Source organism: Arthrobacter vasquezii (assembly GCF_029455255.1).
Taxonomy (GTDB): domain Bacteria; phylum Actinomycetota; class Actinomycetes; order Actinomycetales; family Micrococcaceae; genus Arthrobacter_D; species Arthrobacter_D parietis.
This window is the reverse complement of sequence record NZ_JAROKN010000053.1, coordinates 1-18,990: the sequence shown is the minus strand read 5'-3', so window position 1 is coordinate 18,990 and position 18,990 is coordinate 1. Positions and strand designations below refer to the sequence as shown.

General features: G+C 65.2%; 18 protein-coding genes and 1 pseudogene. 13 read left to right on the top strand and 6 right to left on the bottom strand.

Annotation, left to right across the window (positions count from 1 at the left end; translation table 11 throughout):
• From P4U43_RS14640 to P4U43_RS14590, 11 genes and pseudogenes are all read left to right on the top strand, one after another.
• Nucleotides 1-1,425 (top strand): annotated as a pseudogene (locus P4U43_RS14640) (hypothetical protein); the annotation flags it as partial.
• Nucleotides 1,418-2,425 carry an HAD-IIA family hydrolase gene (locus tag P4U43_RS14635; RefSeq protein ID WP_277359390.1) on the top strand — a complete coding sequence of 336 codons (1,008 nt, stop codon included), beginning with the start codon at nucleotides 1,418-1,420 and terminating at the stop codon, nucleotides 2,423-2,425. The pseudogene P4U43_RS14640 and the gene P4U43_RS14635, both read left to right, overlap by 8 nt.
• Nucleotides 2,426-2,434: 9 nt before the next feature.
• Complete coding sequence (locus tag P4U43_RS14630; protein ID WP_277359389.1) at nucleotides 2,435-2,650, top strand: hypothetical protein; 216 nt, start codon at nucleotides 2,435-2,437, stop codon at nucleotides 2,648-2,650.
• Between the two features lie 2 nt (nucleotides 2,651-2,652).
• A complete protein-coding gene (locus P4U43_RS14625; RefSeq protein ID WP_277359388.1) occupies nucleotides 2,653-3,483 on the top strand; it encodes a TlyA family RNA methyltransferase in 831 nt (276 codons plus the stop codon).
• 30 nt (nucleotides 3,484-3,513) lie between these two features.
• Nucleotides 3,514-4,440: an NAD kinase gene (locus tag P4U43_RS14620; RefSeq protein ID WP_277359387.1), complete on the top strand. Its 927-nt coding sequence runs from the start codon at nucleotides 3,514-3,516 to the stop codon at nucleotides 4,438-4,440.
• Nucleotides 4,437-6,158 carry a DNA repair protein RecN gene (gene recN / locus P4U43_RS14615; protein ID WP_277359386.1) on the top strand — a complete coding sequence of 574 codons (1,722 nt, stop codon included), beginning with the start codon at nucleotides 4,437-4,439 and terminating at the stop codon, nucleotides 6,156-6,158. Before P4U43_RS14620 ends, recN begins: the two co-directional genes overlap by 4 nt.
• On the top strand, nucleotides 6,155-7,858 hold the full coding sequence (locus P4U43_RS14610) for a CTP synthase (RefSeq protein WP_277359385.1): 1,704 nt from the start codon (nucleotides 6,155-6,157) through the stop codon (nucleotides 7,856-7,858). The genes recN and P4U43_RS14610 overlap by 4 nt, the downstream gene beginning before the upstream one ends.
• Nucleotides 7,859-7,860: 2 nt before the next feature.
• A complete protein-coding gene (locus P4U43_RS14605; protein WP_277359384.1) occupies nucleotides 7,861-8,544 on the top strand; it encodes an NUDIX domain-containing protein in 684 nt (227 codons plus the stop codon).
• Between the two features lie 4 nt (nucleotides 8,545-8,548).
• Nucleotides 8,549-9,532 (top strand): site-specific tyrosine recombinase XerD, encoded by a 984-nt coding sequence (gene xerD / locus P4U43_RS14600; RefSeq protein ID WP_277359383.1) that lies wholly within the window; start codon nucleotides 8,549-8,551, stop codon nucleotides 9,530-9,532.
• 69 nt (nucleotides 9,533-9,601) lie between these two features.
• The gene (locus P4U43_RS14595) at nucleotides 9,602-10,138 is read left to right on the top strand and encodes an RNA polymerase sigma factor (RefSeq protein WP_056547009.1); all 537 of its coding nucleotides are present in this window, start codon (nucleotides 9,602-9,604) and stop codon (nucleotides 10,136-10,138) included.
• 1 nt (nucleotide 10,139) lies between these two features.
• Nucleotides 10,140-11,519, top strand: a complete 1,380-nt coding sequence (locus tag P4U43_RS14590; RefSeq protein WP_277359382.1) for a hypothetical protein — start codon at nucleotides 10,140-10,142, stop codon at nucleotides 11,517-11,519.
• Between the two features lie 66 nt (nucleotides 11,520-11,585).
• Here P4U43_RS14590 and P4U43_RS14585 read toward each other — a convergent pair whose 3' ends face one another.
• Nucleotides 11,586-12,467 (bottom strand): potassium channel family protein, encoded by an 882-nt coding sequence (locus tag P4U43_RS14585; RefSeq protein WP_277359381.1) that lies wholly within the window; start codon nucleotides 12,465-12,467, stop codon nucleotides 11,586-11,588.
• Between the two features lie 79 nt (nucleotides 12,468-12,546).
• Here P4U43_RS14585 and P4U43_RS14580 point away from each other — a divergent pair, with 79 nt between their 5' ends.
• Both P4U43_RS14580 and P4U43_RS14575 read left to right on the top strand, forming a co-directional pair.
• A complete protein-coding gene (locus tag P4U43_RS14580; protein ID WP_277359380.1) occupies nucleotides 12,547-13,278 on the top strand; it encodes a hypothetical protein in 732 nt (243 codons plus the stop codon).
• 11 nt (nucleotides 13,279-13,289) lie between these two features.
• A complete protein-coding gene (locus tag P4U43_RS14575; protein WP_277359379.1) occupies nucleotides 13,290-13,766 on the top strand; it encodes an 8-oxo-dGTP diphosphatase in 477 nt (158 codons plus the stop codon).
• A gap of 27 nt (nucleotides 13,767-13,793) precedes the next feature.
• Here P4U43_RS14575 and P4U43_RS14570 read toward each other — a convergent pair whose 3' ends face one another.
• The 5 genes from P4U43_RS14570 to P4U43_RS14550 all read right to left on the bottom strand — a co-directional run bounded on the left by P4U43_RS14570 (nucleotide 13,794) and on the right by P4U43_RS14550 (nucleotide 18,909).
• Nucleotides 13,794-14,933, bottom strand: coding sequence for a bifunctional 2-methylcitrate synthase/citrate synthase (locus P4U43_RS14570; protein ID WP_277359378.1), 1,140 nt, complete (start codon nucleotides 14,931-14,933; stop codon nucleotides 13,794-13,796).
• Nucleotides 14,934-14,978: 45 nt separating this feature from the next.
• The gene (prpB, locus tag P4U43_RS14565; protein WP_277359377.1) at nucleotides 14,979-15,884 is read right to left on the bottom strand and encodes a methylisocitrate lyase; all 906 of its coding nucleotides are present in this window, start codon (nucleotides 15,882-15,884) and stop codon (nucleotides 14,979-14,981) included.
• Nucleotides 15,885-17,402 carry an MmgE/PrpD family protein gene (locus tag P4U43_RS14560; RefSeq protein ID WP_277359376.1) on the bottom strand — a complete coding sequence of 506 codons (1,518 nt, stop codon included), beginning with the start codon at nucleotides 17,400-17,402 and terminating at the stop codon, nucleotides 15,885-15,887.
• Nucleotides 17,395-18,090, bottom strand: a complete 696-nt coding sequence (locus tag P4U43_RS14555) for a GntR family transcriptional regulator (RefSeq protein WP_277359375.1) — start codon at nucleotides 18,088-18,090, stop codon at nucleotides 17,395-17,397. Before P4U43_RS14555 ends, P4U43_RS14560 begins: the two co-directional genes overlap by 8 nt.
• 129 nt (nucleotides 18,091-18,219) lie before the next feature.
• A complete protein-coding gene (locus tag P4U43_RS14550; protein ID WP_277359391.1) occupies nucleotides 18,220-18,909 on the bottom strand; it encodes a response regulator in 690 nt (229 codons plus the stop codon).
• Between the last annotated feature and the right edge of the window lie 81 nt (nucleotides 18,910-18,990).

Sequence of the window (18,990 nt, the reverse complement as noted above, 5' to 3'; positions counted from 1 at the left end):
AGCGGCTCCGGCCGGCCAGCCCGCGAGGGTGGCTCCGGCCGGCCAACCCGTGAGGGTGGTGGCCAGCGTCGTGAGGGTGGCTCTCGTGAGAGTGGCAACGACCGCGGTCCCCGCAGGGATTTCGGCGGTCGGGGCAGGCCAGCCGAGTCCGGCAACCGTCCGAACCGGCAGGACCGGGATGGGCAGCGCGGCGAGCGCCGCCCCAACCGTGATCAGGACTCCCGGAATGCCGGTGATCCTGCACGGCGCTGGGACCGGCCAACCGGCGGGGACAACAGGTCACGTGAAGCCGGCGCCGAAGGCCGTTCGTACCGAGAGCGCGGAAGCGGCGGAGCTTCGGATGGGACCAGGTCGCGCCCCGGGGGCTCTTACGGACGCGACGGATTCTCCCGTGGCGGCGATCGTGGACAAAGCCGCAACTTCGGCGAGGACCGTCGTCCGGGGCGCTCTTACGGTGATGCACCTCGGGGAGGCGACCGCAGGGAAGCAGAGTACGGGCGGCGTCCTGAGCGTTCGCCCAGAGAAACAGGACCGAACGACGGTCCGTTCGAGCGCCCGCATAACGCGCGTGATCTTCGCAGTGCCAACCGACCGGATCGGGAACGTTCCCCCGAGATCGATGAAGATGTCACGGGAAGCGAACTGGACAAGGTCACGCGTGCGGAAATCCGGAACCTCGAGGAGCGAAGCGCCCTGTGGGTGGCGAAGCATCTCGTCATGGCCGGACGCCTGATCGACGACGAGCCGGAGCTTGCGTTCCAGCATGCTCTCGCGGCGAGCCGTCGCGGGGGCCGTCTCGCGGTTGTCCGCGAAGCGGTCGGTCTCACCGCATACGCGGCGGGACACTATGGCGAGGCCCTGCGAGAGTTCCGGACCTACCGGCGAATCAACGGATCGAACGTCCACCTTCCGTTAATGGCGGATTGCGAGCGCGGACTTGGCCGCCCTGATCGCGCCCTGGACCTCGCCCGGTCTGAGGACGCGTCCTCCCTCGACGCAGCGGGGAAAGTCGAGTTGGCCATCGTGGTATCCGGGGCGCGCACCGACCTCGACCAACTCGACGCCGCGGTCGCCGCGCTCGAGATCCCGCAGCTGACGAAGAACCGCGCCTTCAGCTACAGCCCCCGGCTGTTCCGTGCCTACGCAGACGCTCTTGCGGCAGTGGGCCGCGAGGAGGAAGCTGCGTCCTGGCAGCGCCAGGCCGAACGTGCGGAGAATGCTCTCGGAGTCGGTGCCTTTGCGGATCCCGATATCATCGACCTCGTTGGCGAGGACGAAGACTTGGAGCTGGACCGCACCGCTGCAAGGGGCGCTGTCCAGAGTGTCGGTTCAACTCCGGACCAGGATGTCGAATCCACGGCTGATGAGGCTCCCGCTAACGGTGAGGAGCCCGGTGACGGTGAGGAGCAGCGTGACAGTGAGTGAGACCGGTACGCCGCTGGCATGCCGTTACGGTGCTGTACTTGCTGATCTTGACGGCGTCGTCTATGCAGGCCCGTCAGCGATTCCCGGTGCCACTGAGGCGCTGGAGAAGCTCCGGGACCTTGGCGTCGCCCTCGCTTACATCACCAATAACGCATCCCGATCCTCAGCGGAGGTGGCAGCACATCTTCGTGAGCTGGGCGCTCCAGCCACCGCTGAGCAGGTCTTCGGGTCGGCGTTGGCGGGCGCCGAACTCCTGGCTACGCAGGTGGCGCAGGGGGCAACAGTTCTCGTCACCGGCAGCGCGGTCCTTGCGCAGCATGTAGCTGATCAGGGCCTCGTTCCGGTGACCACGGCGGATCCGGTTCCCGACGCCGTCATTCAGGGCTTCGAGCCATCGCTTGGATGGAAGGATCTCGCCGAGGCTGCGTTTGCGGTTGCCGGCGGCGCGGTGTGGGTCGCCACGAACACAGACATGTCCATCCCGCAGGCACGTGGAATCGCTCCAGGCAATGGCACGCTTGTCGCGGCGGTGAGCGCAGCCACCGGTAGAAGCCCGATCGTCGCCGGCAAGCCTGAAGCCCAATTGTTTACAACGGCGGCGGCTCACCTCGGCGTCGAGGAAGCGCTGGTGGTCGGCGACCGCCTCGACACGGATATTCTCGGCGGAAACCGTGCCGGAATGGCCACGGCGCTGGTGCTCACCGGAGTGGACACGGCAGAGAACGCGCTGGCAGCCGTCACCGGGCAGCGCCCAACGTACCTTTTCGCGGACCTTGACCAGCTGCACCGTCCTTATCCGGAGGTCACCGAGCAGGACGGCGTCTTCTCCTGCGGTGAGTCGTCAGCCAGGGTTGAGAACGGCGTCGTTCTTATGACCGGTGGCCGCGATGATCTCGACGCCTGGCGTGCAGCGTGCGCTGCCTGGTGGGCCGCGTGCCCGCTGCAGGACACCGCCGATCTTCCCGGACTGAAATTCCTGGACGAGGATGCGCAACGATGAGGAGCCATCGTGGGAGCCACTGAACCGCCTCCTGTTGAGCAAGGATCGCTGCCGGACGGCGGGCTAGCGGATTATCCAGCAGTGTCGTCCACCGGTGACGCGGCTGTGGACGACGTTCTGCACACGCTCACCGCGATGCCTGAGCTGGCCGAGGCGGACCAGCACACGGCCTACGAACAGCTTCACGACGAGCTGCTCGCTGAGCTCAACACGGAGCACAGCTGAGCGTGGCCCGACTTGACCAGGAGCTGGTGGCTCGTGGGCTGGCCCGCTCACGATCCCATGCGGCGCAACTCATCGCAGAAGGCAGGGTTCGCCGCTCCGGCTCTGTCCTGACCAAGGCCTCGTCGTCGGTCTCGGAGGGTGACGAAATACTCGTGGCCGGCAGCGGCGCCCCCGACTACCCCAGCCGCGCCGCATACAAGCTCGAAGGTGCGCTGGAAGTCTTCACCGGCGTCGGGGTTCAGGGCAAGCGGTGCCTCGACGCGGGCGCGTCCACCGGCGGCTTCACCGACGTCCTGCTTCGCCGTGGGGCGGCCGGAGTGGTGGCGGTGGATGTTGGGCACGGGCAGCTGGTCGATCAGTTGCGTAACGATCCGCGCGTTTTCGTGCACGAAGGGCTCAATGTCCGGTTCCTCGACTCGGAGCAGATCGGCGGGCGGGTGGACCTGACGGTTGCGGACCTTTCCTTCATCTCGCTGACCCTCGTGATGGCACCGCTTGCTAATGCGACGCGGAAAGGCGGGGATCTGGTGCTCATGGTCAAACCGCAGTTTGAGGTCGGCAGGAGCGCACTCAGCCGCACCGGAGTGGTGACGGATGAGGAGCAGCGGCGCGGCGCCGTCGTCGGCGTGGTGCATTCCGCACTGGAAGCGGGTCTCGACGTCGAGGGGGTCGCGCGTAGCCCACTGGCGGGTCAGAACGGAAATGTGGAGTTCTTTCTGTGGATGAAGGTGCCCTCGGGCTCGATGGTGCCTAGGATCGGTAGGGACGCAGGTCAACTTGCGCACCGAATCGTGGACGGCAGCTCCGCGTTCGGCTCCAGCGGCGATGCGTGAAGCCGTCCCCACCTGATACAACGGAGCGTGATGACTAGACGCATACTGGTACTCGCCCACACCGGCCGGCATGACGCAATGGCCGCTGCCCAGGAGGCCTGCACGCGGCTGCACGCTTCCGGGCTGACTCCGGTCATGCGCGCCGAGGAACTGCGCGACATCCAGGCGGAGTACGGCACGCTGGCAGCGCCTACCGAGACGCTCGGGGCGGACGTGGGACTCGCGGATATCGAGCTTGGCATGGTGCTCGGCGGAGATGGAACCATCCTCCGTGCAGCTGAACTGGTCCGCGGGACAGACGTTCCGCTACTGGGCGTCAACCTCGGCCATGTCGGTTTCCTCGCCGAGAGTGAGCGGGCGGATCTCGCCGAGGCGGTCCGCTGGGTCGTGGACAAGGATTACACCGTCGAGGAACGCATGGCCATCGACGTGCAGGTCTGGCGTGGCGACCAGCTGACCGCACAGACCTGGGCGCTCAACGAGGCCGCGATCGAGAAGGCCAACCGTGAGCGCATGATCGAGGTGGTCCTGGAAGTTGATGGCCGCCCGGTCAGCTCCTTCGGCTGCGACGGCGTCGTCCTGGCTACCCCCACCGGTTCCACCGCTTACGCTTTCTCTTCCGGCGGTCCGGTTGTCTGGCCGGAGGTGGAGGCCCTCCTGGTGGCTCCGATCAGTGCGCACGCGCTCTTCGCGAAGCCGCTCGTGGTCGCCCCGACGTCGCTGCTCGCCGTGGAACTCCTCACCCGCACCGACGCATCCGGCGTGCTCTGGTGTGATGGGCGGCGCACCGTCGATCTGCCGCCCGGCGCCCGGGTTGAGGCCACGCGGTCAGATATCCCGGTCCGGCTGGCGCGCACGCATCAGACACCCTTCTCGGAGCGGCTCGTCCGCAAGTTCGAGCTGCCCACTCAGGGCTGGCGCGGCCCGGCCACTCATGACGGCGAGCCCGCCCGATGATCGAGGAGATCCGGATCCGCGACCTCGGAGTGATCGCAGACGCGACGCTCTCCCTGGGGGCCGGCTTCAGCGTTGTCACCGGTGAAACCGGCGCGGGCAAGACGATGGTCCTCTCTGCGCTGAACCTGCTGATGGGCGCGCGTTCCGACGCCGGCGCTGTACGCCTTGGCGCGAAGAACGCGTCCGCTGAGGCAGTGCTTCGCGTGGACCTTCAGGGCGCTGCAGCGCAGCGAGCCCTGGAAGCGGGCGGCGAGCTGGAAACAGACGACGACGGCGTCGCCGGCCTGATTCTCGCCCGCACAGTCAATAGCGACGGCCGTAGCCGCGCCTACGTCGGTGGAAGATCAGCTCCCGCCGGCGTCCTTGCCGAGGTGGGGGAGAAGCTGGTGGTGGTCCATGGCCAGTCGGACCAGCTCCGGCTGCGAAGTGCTGCGGCACAACGCGAGGCGCTGGACAAGTTCGGGGGCCCAGAGCTCGCCGCCGCCCTTGCCGCCTACCAGGGGACGTACCGGCGCTGGCGGGAGGTGAGCGCGAGCCTCGAGGCGCTGCGTAGCGCGGAGCGGGACAGGCTGCGGGAGGCCGAGTCGCTTCAGTCGGCACTCGAGGAGATCGATGCCGTTGACCCGCAGCCGAATGAGGACGAGGCGCTGAAAGCGGAAGCGATGAAGCTCGGCAACGTCGAGGAGCTTCGCATTGCGGCCGCGGCCGCGCATCAGGCGCTGGTGTCGGGTGAGTTCCCCGAATCGGGCGATGCCACAACTCTGGTAGATGCGGCGAAGCGCCAGCTGGAAGCGGTCGGAGCGCATGACGCTGAGCTGGGATCACTGGCCGAGCGGCTCGCTGAAGTCGGTTACATCCTGGCTGACATCTCCACCGAGCTGGCCGGCTACGCGGCATCTCTTGACCCGGAGGGGCCCGGGCGGCTGGCCGAGGTCGAGGCGCGGCGGGCAGAGCTCAACATTCTGATCCGCAAGTACGCTCCGTCCATCAGCGAGGTGCTCGACTGGGCAGCCACCAGCCGGGACCGGCTCGACGAGATCAGCGGTGACTCCGACAGGATCGAGGGCTTGCAGCAGGAAGCCTCTGCTTTGGAAAGCAAGCTGGTCGCTGACGCGGAGGTCCTTGGCCGTCTGCGACTGGCTGCCGCAGAAGACCTGTCCGGACGGGTCAGCAGCGAACTTTCCGCCTTGGCCATGCCTGATGCGCTGCTCATCATCGACGTCACTTCGGGCGGCACCCCTGGACCGCTGGGCGCCGACGAGGTTTCCTTCTCGCTGCAGCCGCATGCCGGGGCGGCCCCGCGTCCACTGGGCAAGGGTGCCTCGGGCGGTGAGCTCTCACGGGTCATGCTGGCGATCGAGGTGGTGCTCGCCGCCGTGGATCCCGTACCGACTTTCGTTTTCGACGAGGTTGACGCGGGAGTCGGCGGCAAGGCCGCCGTCGAAATCGGGCGTCGTCTTGCCATGTTGGCCCAGCATGTACAGGTTGTCGTCGTCACCCACCTGCCGCAGGTGGCGGCATTCGCCTCGCACCATATCCGCGTGACGAAGAGCAGGGCGGCAGACGGCGGTTTCACCGCCAGCGACGTCGAGGTCCTCCCGGAGTCGGAGCGGGTGCGGGAACTCGCGCGTATGCTCGCGGGTCAGGAGGAGTCTGCCAGCGCCCAGGCACACGCGGAGGAGCTTCTGCTTGATGCAGCGCGGACAGCCGTCAGGTGATAGGGTCGAACTCCGTGGTGCAGCAAACAATCTCCCGGTTCCAGAAGTCCGCAAAGACTACCAAGCACATCTTCGTCACCGGTGGTGTGGCGTCTTCTCTCGGTAAGGGACTGACGGCTTCCAGCCTCGGGCACCTGTTGAGGGCGCGCGGTCTGTCCGTCACCATGCAGAAGCTGGATCCGTATCTGAACGTTGATCCCGGCACCATGAATCCGTTCCAGCACGGCGAGGTCTTTGTGACCGACGACGGCGCGGAGACGGACCTCGACATCGGTCATTATGAGCGGTTCCTCGATGAGAGCCTTGACGGCTCAGCCAACGTCACCACCGGCCAGGTGTACTCCGAGGTCATCGCCAAGGAACGGCGCGGCGAGTACCTGGGTGACACTGTGCAGGTCATTCCGCACATCACCGATGAAATCAAGCGCCGCATGCGCCTGCCCGCGGAGCCCACAGGGTCCCGCAAAGGACCGGATGTCATCATCACCGAGATCGGCGGCACGGTCGGTGACATCGAGTCCCAGCCGTTCCTTGAGTCAGCGCGTCAGGTGCGCCAGGATATCGGCCGAAACAACGTGTTCTTCGTCCATGTGTCGCTCGTGCCCTACATCGGACCCTCACAGGAGCTGAAGACCAAGCCCACGCAGCATTCGGTGGCCATGTTGCGATCAATCGGTATCCAGCCGGACGCCATCGTCATCAGGTCAGACCGCGAGGTGCCGGATGCCATGCGCGAGAAGATCGGCCGCATGTGTGATGTGGATGTCGATGCAGTGATCAACGCCGCTGACGCCCCCAGCATCTACGACATCCCCAAGACCCTCCACGCGCAGGGACTCGACGCCTACATCGTCCAGGCGCTCGACTTGAAGTTCAAGGACGTCAACTGGACCAAGTGGAACAAGCTCCTCGAAGCCGTTCACCACCCGAAGCACCATATCGAGATTGCCCTGGTCGGCAAGTATATTGACCTCCCGGACGCCTATCTCTCCGTGACCGAGGCGCTGCGTGCCGGCGGCTTCGCGAACAAGGCCAAGGTCCAGATCCGCTGGGTGCCCTCGGACGATTGCGCAACCCCGGACGGTGCGGCAAAGGCGCTCGATGGCGTTGACGCCATCTGCGTCCCAGGTGGCTTCGGCATCCGCGGGCTTGAGGGCAAGCTCGGTGCCCTGCGCTACGCCCGTGAGAACAAGGTGCCCACGCTGGGTCTCTGCCTCGGTCTGCAGTGCATGGTGATCGAGTACGCCCGCAACGTTGTGGGCCTGAAGGGCGCTTCATCTACCGAGTTTGAGCCTGACACTGATTTCCCGGTCATCGCCACCATGGCTGAGCAGCTCGAGATCGTTGCCGGCGAGGGTGACATGGGCGGCACCATGCGGCTCGGCCTGTGGGACGCATCGCTCAAGGAGGGGTCAGTGATCGCAAAGACGTACGGCCGCACCGAGGTGAGCGAGCGCCACCGCCACCGCTACGAAGTGAACAACGAGTACCGCGAGAAGCTCGAGGCCGCCGGTTTGGTTGTCTCCGGTACCACCACGGACGGCAAACTGGTCGAGTTCGTGGAACTGCCCGCTTCGGCACACCCGTACTATGTCTCCACCCAGGCCCACCCCGAGCTGAGCTCCCGTCCCACCCGCCCGCATCCGCTGTTTGCCGGGCTGGTCAAGGCGGCCCTCTCACGCCGGGGCGTCAAGGCTTAGCCATGGGAGTCGAGCCGCAGGCCGCCGCAATAGCTGACCGGCAGAGTCCACGCCGGTTGCTCAACTCCACCACGGCTTTCTCCGGCAAGATTTGGGACGTGGTCAGCGAGACCTTCCGGCTGGATGAGGACGGCGAGCCGATCACGCGCGAGTACATCCAGCACCCGGGCGCGGTCGCGATTCTCGCCATGGATGATTCCGAGCGCGTCCTGCTGCTTCGCCAGTACCGCCACCCGGTCCGGATGGATTTGTGGGAGATTCCTGCTGGTCTCCTTGACGTTGACGGAGAGGACTTCGCCGTCGCCGCAGCTCGGGAACTGGCTGAGGAAGCGGACGTCACGGCGAGCACCTGGCACGTCCTGTCGGACCTGTTCCTGTCTCCCGGCTCCTCGAGTGAAGCCCTGCGTATCTACCTCGCACAGGGCATTGAGGAAGTTCCTCAGGACGAGCGGCACACCCGCACCCATGAGGAAGCCGAAATCGAGCTCGCCTGGGTACCTTTGCCGGATGCAGTCCAGGCAGTGCTCGAGGGGCGGATCCACAGCCCCTCCGCCGCGGCAGCCGTGCTGGCAGCGGCGGCGGCCAAGACATCGGGCTACCGCTCCCTCCGCCCCGCAGATGCTCCCTGGCCCGAGCACCATAGCCAGCACGGAACGTGGCCCCAGGGCCCTGTCCTGCAGGACTGACCCAATGGCCGAGGGCAGGCAAGCGACCGTACAGGACGAGCTCCAGACCACTGGACCCGGCCGGCTTATCAGCGAGTACCTCCAGCACATGCTGGTGGAGCGCGGCCTCTCCGTGAACACCCTTGCGGCCTATCGCCGCGACCTGCTGAGATACCACCGCTTCCTCACAGCAGCGGGCATCGAGTCGATGGACACCGTGACGCGCCAGCAGGTGTCCGCGTTCGCGCAGGGACTGGCCACCGGCGAGGACGGGCAGGCGCCGCTGAGTCCCCGCTCCGCAGCCCGTACCGTTGTCGCTGTACGCGGCCTGCACCGCTTTCTCGCACTCGAAGGAACGACGACGGCGGATCCCGCCGAGGATGTGCACCCGCCCACCGCCGGGCAGCGGCTTCCGAAGGCGATCTCCGTGGACGACGTCACCCGGATCCTCGAAGCCGTCGACACTTCCACTCCCGGCGGCTTGCGTGACCGGGCACTGCTGGAATTTCTGTATTCGACCGGGGCACGCATCAGCGAGGCCGTAGGACTGGACGTGGATGATGTGTCGGTCGATGCAGCCCTGGATGGTCCCGCCGTCGTCCGTCTGTTCGGCAAGGGGTCCAAAGAGCGGCTGGTGCCGCTCGGCTCTTACGCGGCGCGGGCCATAGAGTCCTATTTGGTGCGGGCTCGCCCGGCGCTGGCCGCCAACGCATCCGAGAGGAACAGTGCTCCTGCACTGTTCCTCAATCTCCGCGGCGGCCGGCTGAGCAGGCAAAGTGCATGGACCATCCTAAAAGCCGCTGCGGAGCGCGCCAAAGTAGCCGGGGAAGTGTCACCCCATACCCTTCGCCACTCCTTCGCCACCCACCTGCTGCAGGGAGGCGCCGACGTCCGGGTTGTCCAGGAGCTCCTGGGACATGCGTCCGTCACGACAACCCAGGTGTACACGTTGGTCACCGCTGACACGCTGCGGGAAATCTATGCTGCAGCCCACCCGCGCGCTCTTTAATTGGTACGTGGTTGACAGATAATTGACAGTGCCTGTAACCCCGGAAGGCCTGTCGGAAACTATAGGTGTATGGACAGGACACATACACCAGGGGGGACAGTGTTGCAGCGATACGATGACGTTTTCGCGGCGTTACACAGAGAACACCGCGACCGAGTGTTTTCCTTCATACACCGGCGGGTGAGCAGCAGGGAAGCAGCCGAGGAACTCACCAACGACGTGTTCCGTATTGCCTGGCAGCGGAACCCGCAAGCCTCAGACGTCACGCCGGCGTGGCTTCTCACCGTCGCCCGCAACGTCATCGGCAATGAATACCGCCGCCGTGAGCGGGCGGAGCATCTCATGCAACGGGTACGGGACTCGGTTGTTCTTGCCGCCCGGGCCGGAAACGGGGCGGGGCAGCAGGCGGTAGCCGACTCACTGCTGCGGCTCCGGGAGAAGGAACGCGAAGTTTTACTCCTCGCCTATTGGGATGACCTGTCCACCACAGAGATCAGTGAGGTGCTGGGGTGTAGTCCCTCCGCAGCCAAGGTGCGCCTGCACCGGGCCCGCGCCGCATTCGCACAGATGATGCCTGCCGCTCTCATGGCAGAAGAAGGAGCCTGAAATGGACCGCATAGAGAACCTGATCCGGGGCCTCGACCCCGTGCGCGCCGAACGGGAATCCTCCGATTCACCCACCGAAATAATCGCTCTTCCGGCCGGGAACGGCCAGCAGGAACCTGGAGTTACCATGAACACCGAACCTATCGACAGCTTGCCTATCGTGGGCCGCGAAACCGGGAATGAGGGGAACGACGCCTTCAGCGATGACCGTCCCGTCGTCGTCCCCCTGCGGCGCCGCCGCAGGACGGCAATGATTCTCGCGGGTGCCGCCGCGGCAGCAGTGGTGGCGGGCGCCGTCGTCGTCGGCGGTTCCCTGGGTGCTGAATCACCCCTGCCGGCGGGAACAACGAACCCCGCGCCATCGGTTGAACCGACCCAGCAACGAACGGCCGATCCGTCACCGTCAGCTGAACCGACCGCGGAACCGACTGCGGAACCAAGTGTCGAGCCGAGCGGGGTGCCGACAGGTCCTCCGGCGGACGAGGGCTGCCGCGTGCAGGACGTCGACCGCGTCATGGAACAGGGGAGTGACTTCATGAGCCTGACTCCCTTTGCGGCTGATCCGAGCCACTATGCAGTAGTTGGTTGCACCGATGATTGGATGGCGATGGAACTGACGGACGCGGGCTTTGAGGCCAACCCGCAGGACGGCGGCAACGCCTGGTACTACGTCGCTCGACGGGTGGACGGCCAATGGCTGGTCGAAACCGCCGGCTACAGCGCGCTTACGAAGTGGGAGTTCCTGCCCGTTGTGGAAGGCCGCACCGCGGTGGAAATGATGGACCAGCAGTTCATCGACGTCGGCATTCCCGTGGAACTGCGCCCGGAGCTGGTGGGGGATGGGCCCTCAGCGTCGGATTCGCCGGAGACCCACGAACTGACGGAACTTGGGGTCGTCTTCGACACCCGGAGTGATTGGGATGTAGTGTCCGCCTCGCAGGGAGTGGATCTGGTGAATGCCGAGGACACAAAGGTTGCCAACCTGCAGCATTCGAGCGCGAGCGGCCTCGGCGGCGCGTGTTCCCAGGCCCCGGTGCCGTGGCAGGAACTCGGAGCGGTGCCCGTTTCCGTCAGTGTTCCGGGAGGTTCAGAAGTGCCCGCACGCTTCACGCTTCGGATTTTCGAGGGAGACCCGCTCATGGCAGCCCCATCGCTGATTGGCGCAGACCAGCCTGCTTCCGGAGAATCCTGCATGCTGTACAACGTGATCAGTGGACCGGGAACGGGCCTGCTGGCGTTGACAACCACCTTCATGTTCTCACCCTACGAACCGGGCAGTGCGCTTGAGTTCAGCTCGATGGCTGAAGCGGCAGCCTATGCTCAGTCGGAAGAGTTCGCGCAGCTCGCCCAAATTGCTGACTCGATTACCGTCACCGACTGAGTCGCATTTCAGGCCGCTAACGCCCTGCTCCCCGGTCCGTCCGGACCGGGAAGCGGGGCGTTTACTTCACGAACTTTCCCGGTAGGGGTACCGGTGGTCGCTGGCATAGGACTGGAAGATGTCCTGCGTGGATTCGCCTTCGTGCTTGAACTCCTCCTTGAGGAAAGCGGCAAGCGAATCGAGAGCATCGCTCAGGAGGGCGCCGGCCGTCTGGAGGGTCGGCTGGGCAGAATGGCCTGCTTGATCAGCGATGTCGACAGCGTAGGAGAGTGAGGCAGGCAGGGAAAGATCCTTGTTGGACTCCCAGAAATAGTAGGACTCCGAGGTCTGGGTGAGGTCCACCCTGATCTGCACCAGATCAGCAACGAGTGTTTCCACGGTGTTGGTGACTGCGGCAGCATTCAACTGCTCCAGCCGGGCGGCGTAACCCGCATTCTGCAGCAGGGAGAGCCTGATCGCCAGTGCGCGTCGCCTGGCCAGCGCCGGGTAGACCTGCATGAACCAGGACACCGCGGCCGTCAGCAGAGCGAAGCCCGTCAGCGCTTCCAGGGGAGCCAAGAGGCGAATCAGGGGGTCGGTAGCAATGACGTCTCCGTATCCCAGGGTCGTCAGGGTCACCATGGAGATGTAGAAGGCCTCAGCGGCGTCACCGTAGCGGGAAGGATCGAGGCCAGGAGAGTACGTGAAGCCCTGGGGTACGTGAGGATAGAGCATCAGCGCCCAGCCGAGCGCCTGCAGGGCAGCCCAGAAAACGATCACGCAGACGAGCGCGAGCGGCCCCGCAATTCCGGCGCCCTTGTCTCCCAGGCGCCGCATGATCCTCCAGACGGCCGCCACGCACAATCTGCTGAGGCGCCCGCGGCCGCTGGGGTGAAGTAGCGTGTGAAACACCTCGATCAGCCCCAGCAGGATCACCAAAGCACCGAGGACGGACAGCAGCAACGGCACAACGCTCTCCTGACTGGTCGGGGGTCGTCGGTCGGAGCAGTCTAACTGGTTCAGCATCCTGTCGTGGAAAGATGGGCGAGTGAACGACTCGCACCAATTCTCTTCCGAACCGCCCACTCCGGGAGACAGCCTGACCGCCGCCGAAATGCTCGCCCGCCGCCTGGATCGGCCGATGGGTGTGCTCGGGTTGGTCTTCCTCTTCGTGGTCCTGGGCCAGCTCCTTGCTACCAACCCGACCCTGGTGTTGGCACTGAGCATCGCGGGCTGGGTCTTCTGGGCAGTGTTTGTCGCCGAATTCTTTCTGCGTGCCTACATCGCCGGGTTCAGCAAGGTTTTCTGGAAGAAGAACTGGTGGCAGGTGGTCTTCCTGCTGGTGCCGTTCCTCCGGTTCTTCCGTGCGCTGCAGGCGGTGCGCCTGCTGCGGCTGACACGAGTGGCACGGGTGGGAGGAATTCTTTCCGCAGGGATCCGGGGTTCGCGCTCGGCTGGAAGGCTGCTTTCCAGCCGGATTGGCTGGATGGTCGCCGTGACCGCCGTCGTCATCCTGGCGACGAGCCAGCTTTTCTATGCGACCGGAACACACTCGAATTACGGTGAGGCGCTGTTCGAAAGCGCGATGGCCACGATCACCGGCAGTGGAATCACACCGGAGACGGGCTTCGCCCGCGTGATGCAGGTTGTGCTCGCCGTTTATTCGATTGGTGTCTTCGCTACGCTGGCGGGTTCGCTGGGCGCATTCTTTCTTCGCGAGGATGACCGGCGGCGGACCACACCGGACGGCGGTATCAACCCTGGGATCGGCCGCGACTAAACTTGGCTCGCATGACCCCCCGACGCGTTGCGCTCTGTTTTCTGTTCCGGCACACGGAGGCCGGCCGCGAAGTGCTGCTCGGAATGAAGCGCTCCGGATTCGGAACGGGCCGGATCGTTGCGCTTGGCGGCGGGATCGAACCCGGTGAAACTGCGGGAGAAGCAGCGGCCCGGGAGGTTCAGGAGGAATCCGGGATAGTCGTTGACGTGGCGGATCTCCTGGAGCTCGGTCCGGTGCGGTGGCGCTTTCCGGTCAAGCCCGTACTGGACATGGACGCAGTGGTCTTTTCGGCCGACCGCTTCAGGGGTGAGCCGGCCCTCACAGATGAAATCGATCCCTGCTGGTACCCCGTTGGGCAGGTGCCCTGGGACGGCATGTGGGAGGACGCCAGGCACTGGCTCGGTCACGTATTGCGCAGCCAGCGCCTGGACGTCACCGTCACCCTCAATAGCGACAATGAGACGGTGCGGACAGCGGACTTCGCCTAGTCCCCGGCGGACAGGTCCGGTCCGCTGTCAGGAAAGGTGACGTTCTTCCGGACCGTTGTACGCAGCCAGCGGCCGGATCAGTGAGTTCGCTGCGCGCTGCTCCATCACGTGGGCAGTCCACCCGGTGATCCGGGCGGCAATGAAGAGCGGGGTGAACATCTCGGTGTCGAAACCCATGAGGTGGTAGACGGGACCGCCGGGGTAGTCGAGGTTCGGCTTGATTCCCTTGGCCTCCTGCATGGCTGTTTCGAGGCCCTCATACAGACCGAGGATTTCCGGCCGCCCGTAGTGCTCGATCATGCCGTCGAGGGCCGCTTTCATGGTGGGCACCCGGGAATCACCGTTCTTGTAGACGCGGTGGCCGAAGCCCATGATCTTCTTCTTCTGGGCCAGGGCCTCGTCCATCCATGCCTTGGCCCTGGCGGTCGCTTCCTCTGCGGACTCCTCTTCGCGGATGCCGATTTCCTCGAAGGTATGCATGACGGCCTCGTTGGCACCGCCGTGCAGCGGACCCTTGAGCGCTCCGATAGCCCCGGTCACCGCGGAGTGAAGATCGGCCAATGTGGAGGTGATGACGCGGGCGGTGAACGTTGAGGCGTTGAAGGAGTGCTCTGCATACAGGATCATCGAGATATTGAAGGCCTCGACCACCTCCGGTGCCGCCTCCTCGCCGAAAGTCATCCACAGGAAGTTCGCGGAGTAATCCAGATCGTCACGGGGTTCCACCGGCTCCAGCCCGCGGCGGCGCCGCTGGTCGTAGGCAACGACTGCGGGGAAGGCAGCAAACAGCTCCACCGCTTTCTCCAGTTCGGCCTCCGGAGATGAATCCTCTGCCTTCGGATGGTTCGCCCCGATCACCGATACAGCGGTACGGCTGACGTCCATCGGGTGGCAGCTGAGCGGCAGCAGGTCAATGGCGGCCCTCACGTTGTCCGCGAGCGTACGGGCTGAGCGTTCCGCGGAGTGGAATTCACGGGCTTCCGCTTCGGTCGGGAGCTCGCCGTGCCAGAGCAGCCAGGCGACGTCCTCGAAGTTCACCGCGGCCGCAAGCTCCTGAACCGGGTACCCCCGGTAGAGCAGCGAATTGGACTCGGGGTTCACCTTTGAAATTGCCGTGGTGTCCGCGGTGACGCCGGCGAGGCCCTTGTAGATCTGCGGTTCGGTCATGCCTTGACTCCTTCGTCTGTAAGTGGTGGGTGCGCTGGGCCCGGCTTAGCGTCCGCCGGGGACCTGGAAGTTGAACACTGAGGTATCGAACTGGTTGTACGCTTCGTAGTCGACGAGCTCGTAGAGTCTGGCGCGGGTCTGCATGGAAGTAACAGCGCCCTGCTGGGTGCCGTCGGCCTTGATCGTTTCCAGCGTACGCTCCGCCGCGCCCATGGCACTACGCAGCAGCGTCACTGGATAGATGACCATGTTGACACCCACGGATTCGAGGTCCGCGATCGAGAAGAGTTCGCTCTTTCCGAACTCGGTCATATTCGCGAGGATCGGTACATCGACCGCATTGCGGATCGCCTCAAACTCGGTCAGATCCCGCATCGCCTCCGGAAAAATGGCGTCCGCACCGGCGTCAACAAGAGCCTTCGCCCGCTCCTGGGCTGCCTGCAACGTATCGGTGCCGCGAATATCAGTCCTGGCCATCACAAGGAAGTTGGGATCGCGGCGACCATCGGCAGCGGCGCGGATTCGCTTCGCGGCAGTGTCGGTGTCCACAACGTTCTTGCCATCCAGATGGCCGCACCGCTTCGGATTGAACTGATCCTCGATGTGACAGCCGGCCAGGCCCGCGTTCTCCAGCTCCTGCACCGTCCTGGCGACGTTCATCGGTTCGCCGAAACCGGTGTCCGCGTCCACCAGCGAAGGGAGGTCCGTCATGCGCGCTATCTGGCCGGCGCGCGTGGCAACTTCGGTCAGGGTCGTGAGCCCGATGTCGGGCAAGCCAAGGTCATTGGCGAGAACAGCTCCGGAGATATAGACGCCGTCGAACCCCTTGTCCTCGATCAGGCGGGCGGACAGGGGGTTGAAGGCTCCGGGGAACTGCTGGATATGGCCTGAGGTCAGGCTTGCGCGCAGCGCTTCGCGCTTTTTCTCGGGCGTTATGGAGGAGTACAGCATTTAGAACAGCCCCTTCGGTGCTTGTGCGGAAAGGACGCCGACGGCGGCAGTCAGGTTTAGCTGGTCCAGCTCGCCGGACGCGAGCAGCGGGAGCCGCTGGACAGCGTCGAGTAAGCGGTCGACCTCCGCGTCGTCCACGATTCCGTTTGCGAGGGTGCGGAGTTTGCCGATGTACTGCTCGCGGGCGAAGGGGCGGGCACCCAGCGGGTGGGCATCAGCGACGGCAATCTCATCGGTGATGACGGTTCCGTCGGTGAGAGTGATTTCCACCCTTCCGCCGAACGCCTTCTCGCTGATGTCCAGTGAGTGGTAGCGCCGGGTCCATTCAGCGTCCTCCACCGTGGTGACTTTTCGCCAGAGTTCGACCGTGTCGGCGCGGGAAGCGCGTTCGGGAGTGTAGGAGTCGACGTGGTGCCAGCGTCCGTCCTGCAGTGCAACGGTGAAGATGTAGGGGATCGAGTGGTCGAGCGTCTCACGGGACGCCGTTGGGTCGTACTTTTGCGGGTCATTCGCGCCCGAGCCGATCACGTAGTGGGTGTGGTGCGAGGTGTGGATCCGGACGGCCTCAACCTTCTGCGGGTCGGTGACGTCTGGATGTGCGCTATGGAGCCTGCGGGCCAGGTCAATCCACGCCTGCGCCTGGTACTCGGCGGAGTGCTCCTTCGTGTACGTGTCCAGGATTGCTCGCTTCGATTCGCCCTGGGTGGGCAGCGGAACCTCATAGCGGGCGTCGGGGCCGTCGAGCATCCAGGCGATCACACCGTCCTCGCCCTCGTAAATCGGTGTGGGGGAGGTCTGCCCGCGCATGGCCCGGTCGACGGCTTCCACTGCCATCTTGCCGGCGAAGGCCGGCGCGTGGGCCTTCCACGTCGAAATTTCGCCCTTGCGTGACTGGCGCGTTGCCGTCGTCGTATGCAGCGCCTGCCCGACCGACTGGAAGATCGTCTCGACGTCGAGGCCGAGGAGGGTCCCGATCCCCGCAGCCGCGGACGGACCGAGATGCGCAACGTGGTCGATCTTGTGCTTGTGCAGGCAGATCGCCTTCACCAGGTCCACCTGGATCTCGTAGCCGGTGGCGATGCCGCGCAGGAGGTCCGCCCCGCTTGCCCCCGTGTGCTGGGCGACGGCGAGGATCGGCGGGATGTTGTCTCCCGGATGGGAGTAGTCCGCGGCGAGGAAGGTGTCGTGATAGTCGAGCTCGCGTACGGCGACCCCGTTGGCCCAGGCGGCCCACTCGGGCGAAGATTTCCCGTCAATCCCGAAAACCGTTGCGCCGCGTCCGTTGGCGGAGACGGGGTGGCTCAGAGCCTGGGCACGGGCAGCCACGATCGGTGCGCGGGAGAGGGACGCAACGGCGACGGACGCGTTGTCGATGATGCGGTTGATCACCATGTCGGTCACGTCGTCGTCGACTCCCACGGGATCGGCAGCCACCTCGGCGATTTTCCAGGCCAGCTGGCCGCTTCGGGGCAGGTTTTCCTCGCTGCGGTGGACTCGGACGGGGTGTAGCTCAACCATGTGGTGTTTCCTCTCGGACGGTTCGCGCGGTGTTGTCTGTTCGGGTGGTGCTGTCTGTTCGGGCGGCCAGCAGGTACTGCAGGCTGTTGTGGAGATGGACCTTGGTCGATGCAACGGCCAGGTCGGTGTTGGCCTGGGCAATGGACCGGGCTATCTGCGCATGTTCGGACGCCGAGGCCGTCAGGCGTGCAACATCGTCCCGGGCCAGCCGGCGCACGCGGCTCAGGTGAGTGCGCAAGTGCCGCTGGGCCTGAAGGAGATAGGGGTTAGCGGCGGCTGCATCAATTGCGGCGTCGAGCTCGGCGACCAGCTCGTAGTACTCGTGCTGTTCGCCGTCGGCCTCCTGAATCAGCGAGGATGCCGATTCAAACCGGCGGGTCAGTTCCTGGAATGTGTGCCGGTCCCCGCGCGTCGCAGCGAGGGCAGCAGCTGTGCAGTCCAGGGAGATGCGGACATCAAACAGCCCGGTGATCTTCTCAAGGGACACCTCGCTGACGATGACCCCGCGTCCCGGCTGCGGAGCCGTCAATCCTTCGGCCGTCAACCGTGAGAGGGCCTCCCTCAGCGGTGTTCGGGAGACACCGAGCCGGGCTGACTGCTCGACTTCCCCCAGTACGGTGCCCGGCCCCAGCCGCCACTCGATGATGTCAGCGCGTAGAGCCTGATAGGCGCGGTCACTGGCCCGCATCTGCCTGCTCCATCGCCCGTATCACCGCTCCAATGTATACAGAACAGGCGCCCGAAACAATACATCGCCGCGTTAGCGCGCTTTTTGTATACATGAACTGCTCTACCCGGACATTCTCGACGCTTTCGGCTACCGGTTCCAGGTGTACTCGAGTTCAGGCCGACCACGCGTTCCGTAGCGGGGCATCCGACGGGCAGACCCGCCGTCGGCAAGGTGTTCCAGGTAGCGGCGTGCGGTCACCCGGGACAGTTCCAGCGAGGACGCAACTTCCACCGCTGACACCGGCGCCGGCGCAGCAGACAGGAAGGAAACGACGGCGCGCAGTGTCTCCTCGGACAGCCCCTTCGGCAGGGTTCCCTGCGACGGCGGACGCAGCGCTGCGAACGCGTTGTCGACTTCCGATTGCGTGGTGGAGGAGGCTTGCGCGTGCAGGTTCTCGCGGAACAGCCGATAGTTGCCCAGCTTCTCGCTGAATGCCGAATAGGTGAACGGCTTGATCAGGTACTGCACAATTCCGGATGAGATCGCGGAGCGCACCACACCGAGCTCCCGTACCGCTGTGATGGCGATAACGTCCACGCTGCTGCCCGAACCTCGGATCCTGCGGATGATGTCCAGTCCGTGAAGGTCGGGCAGATTCATATCTAGCAGCACCAGATCGACGACGGCGCCTCCCGCCTCGGTCTGCCGGCGCAGCATCGCAAGCGCCTCGGATCCGGTGCCGGCAATACCGGCGAGGTCAAACCCGTCGAGACGCTTCACGTATAGAGCGTGGGCCTCCGCCGCGATGGGATCGTCCTCCACCACGAGTACCCGGATGGGGTGAGCGGCGGGCCGGTCAGCCACGGGTAGCCTCCCCGTGCGCTCGCGGTCCGGCCGGGTCTGCGCCTTCCGGTGCGC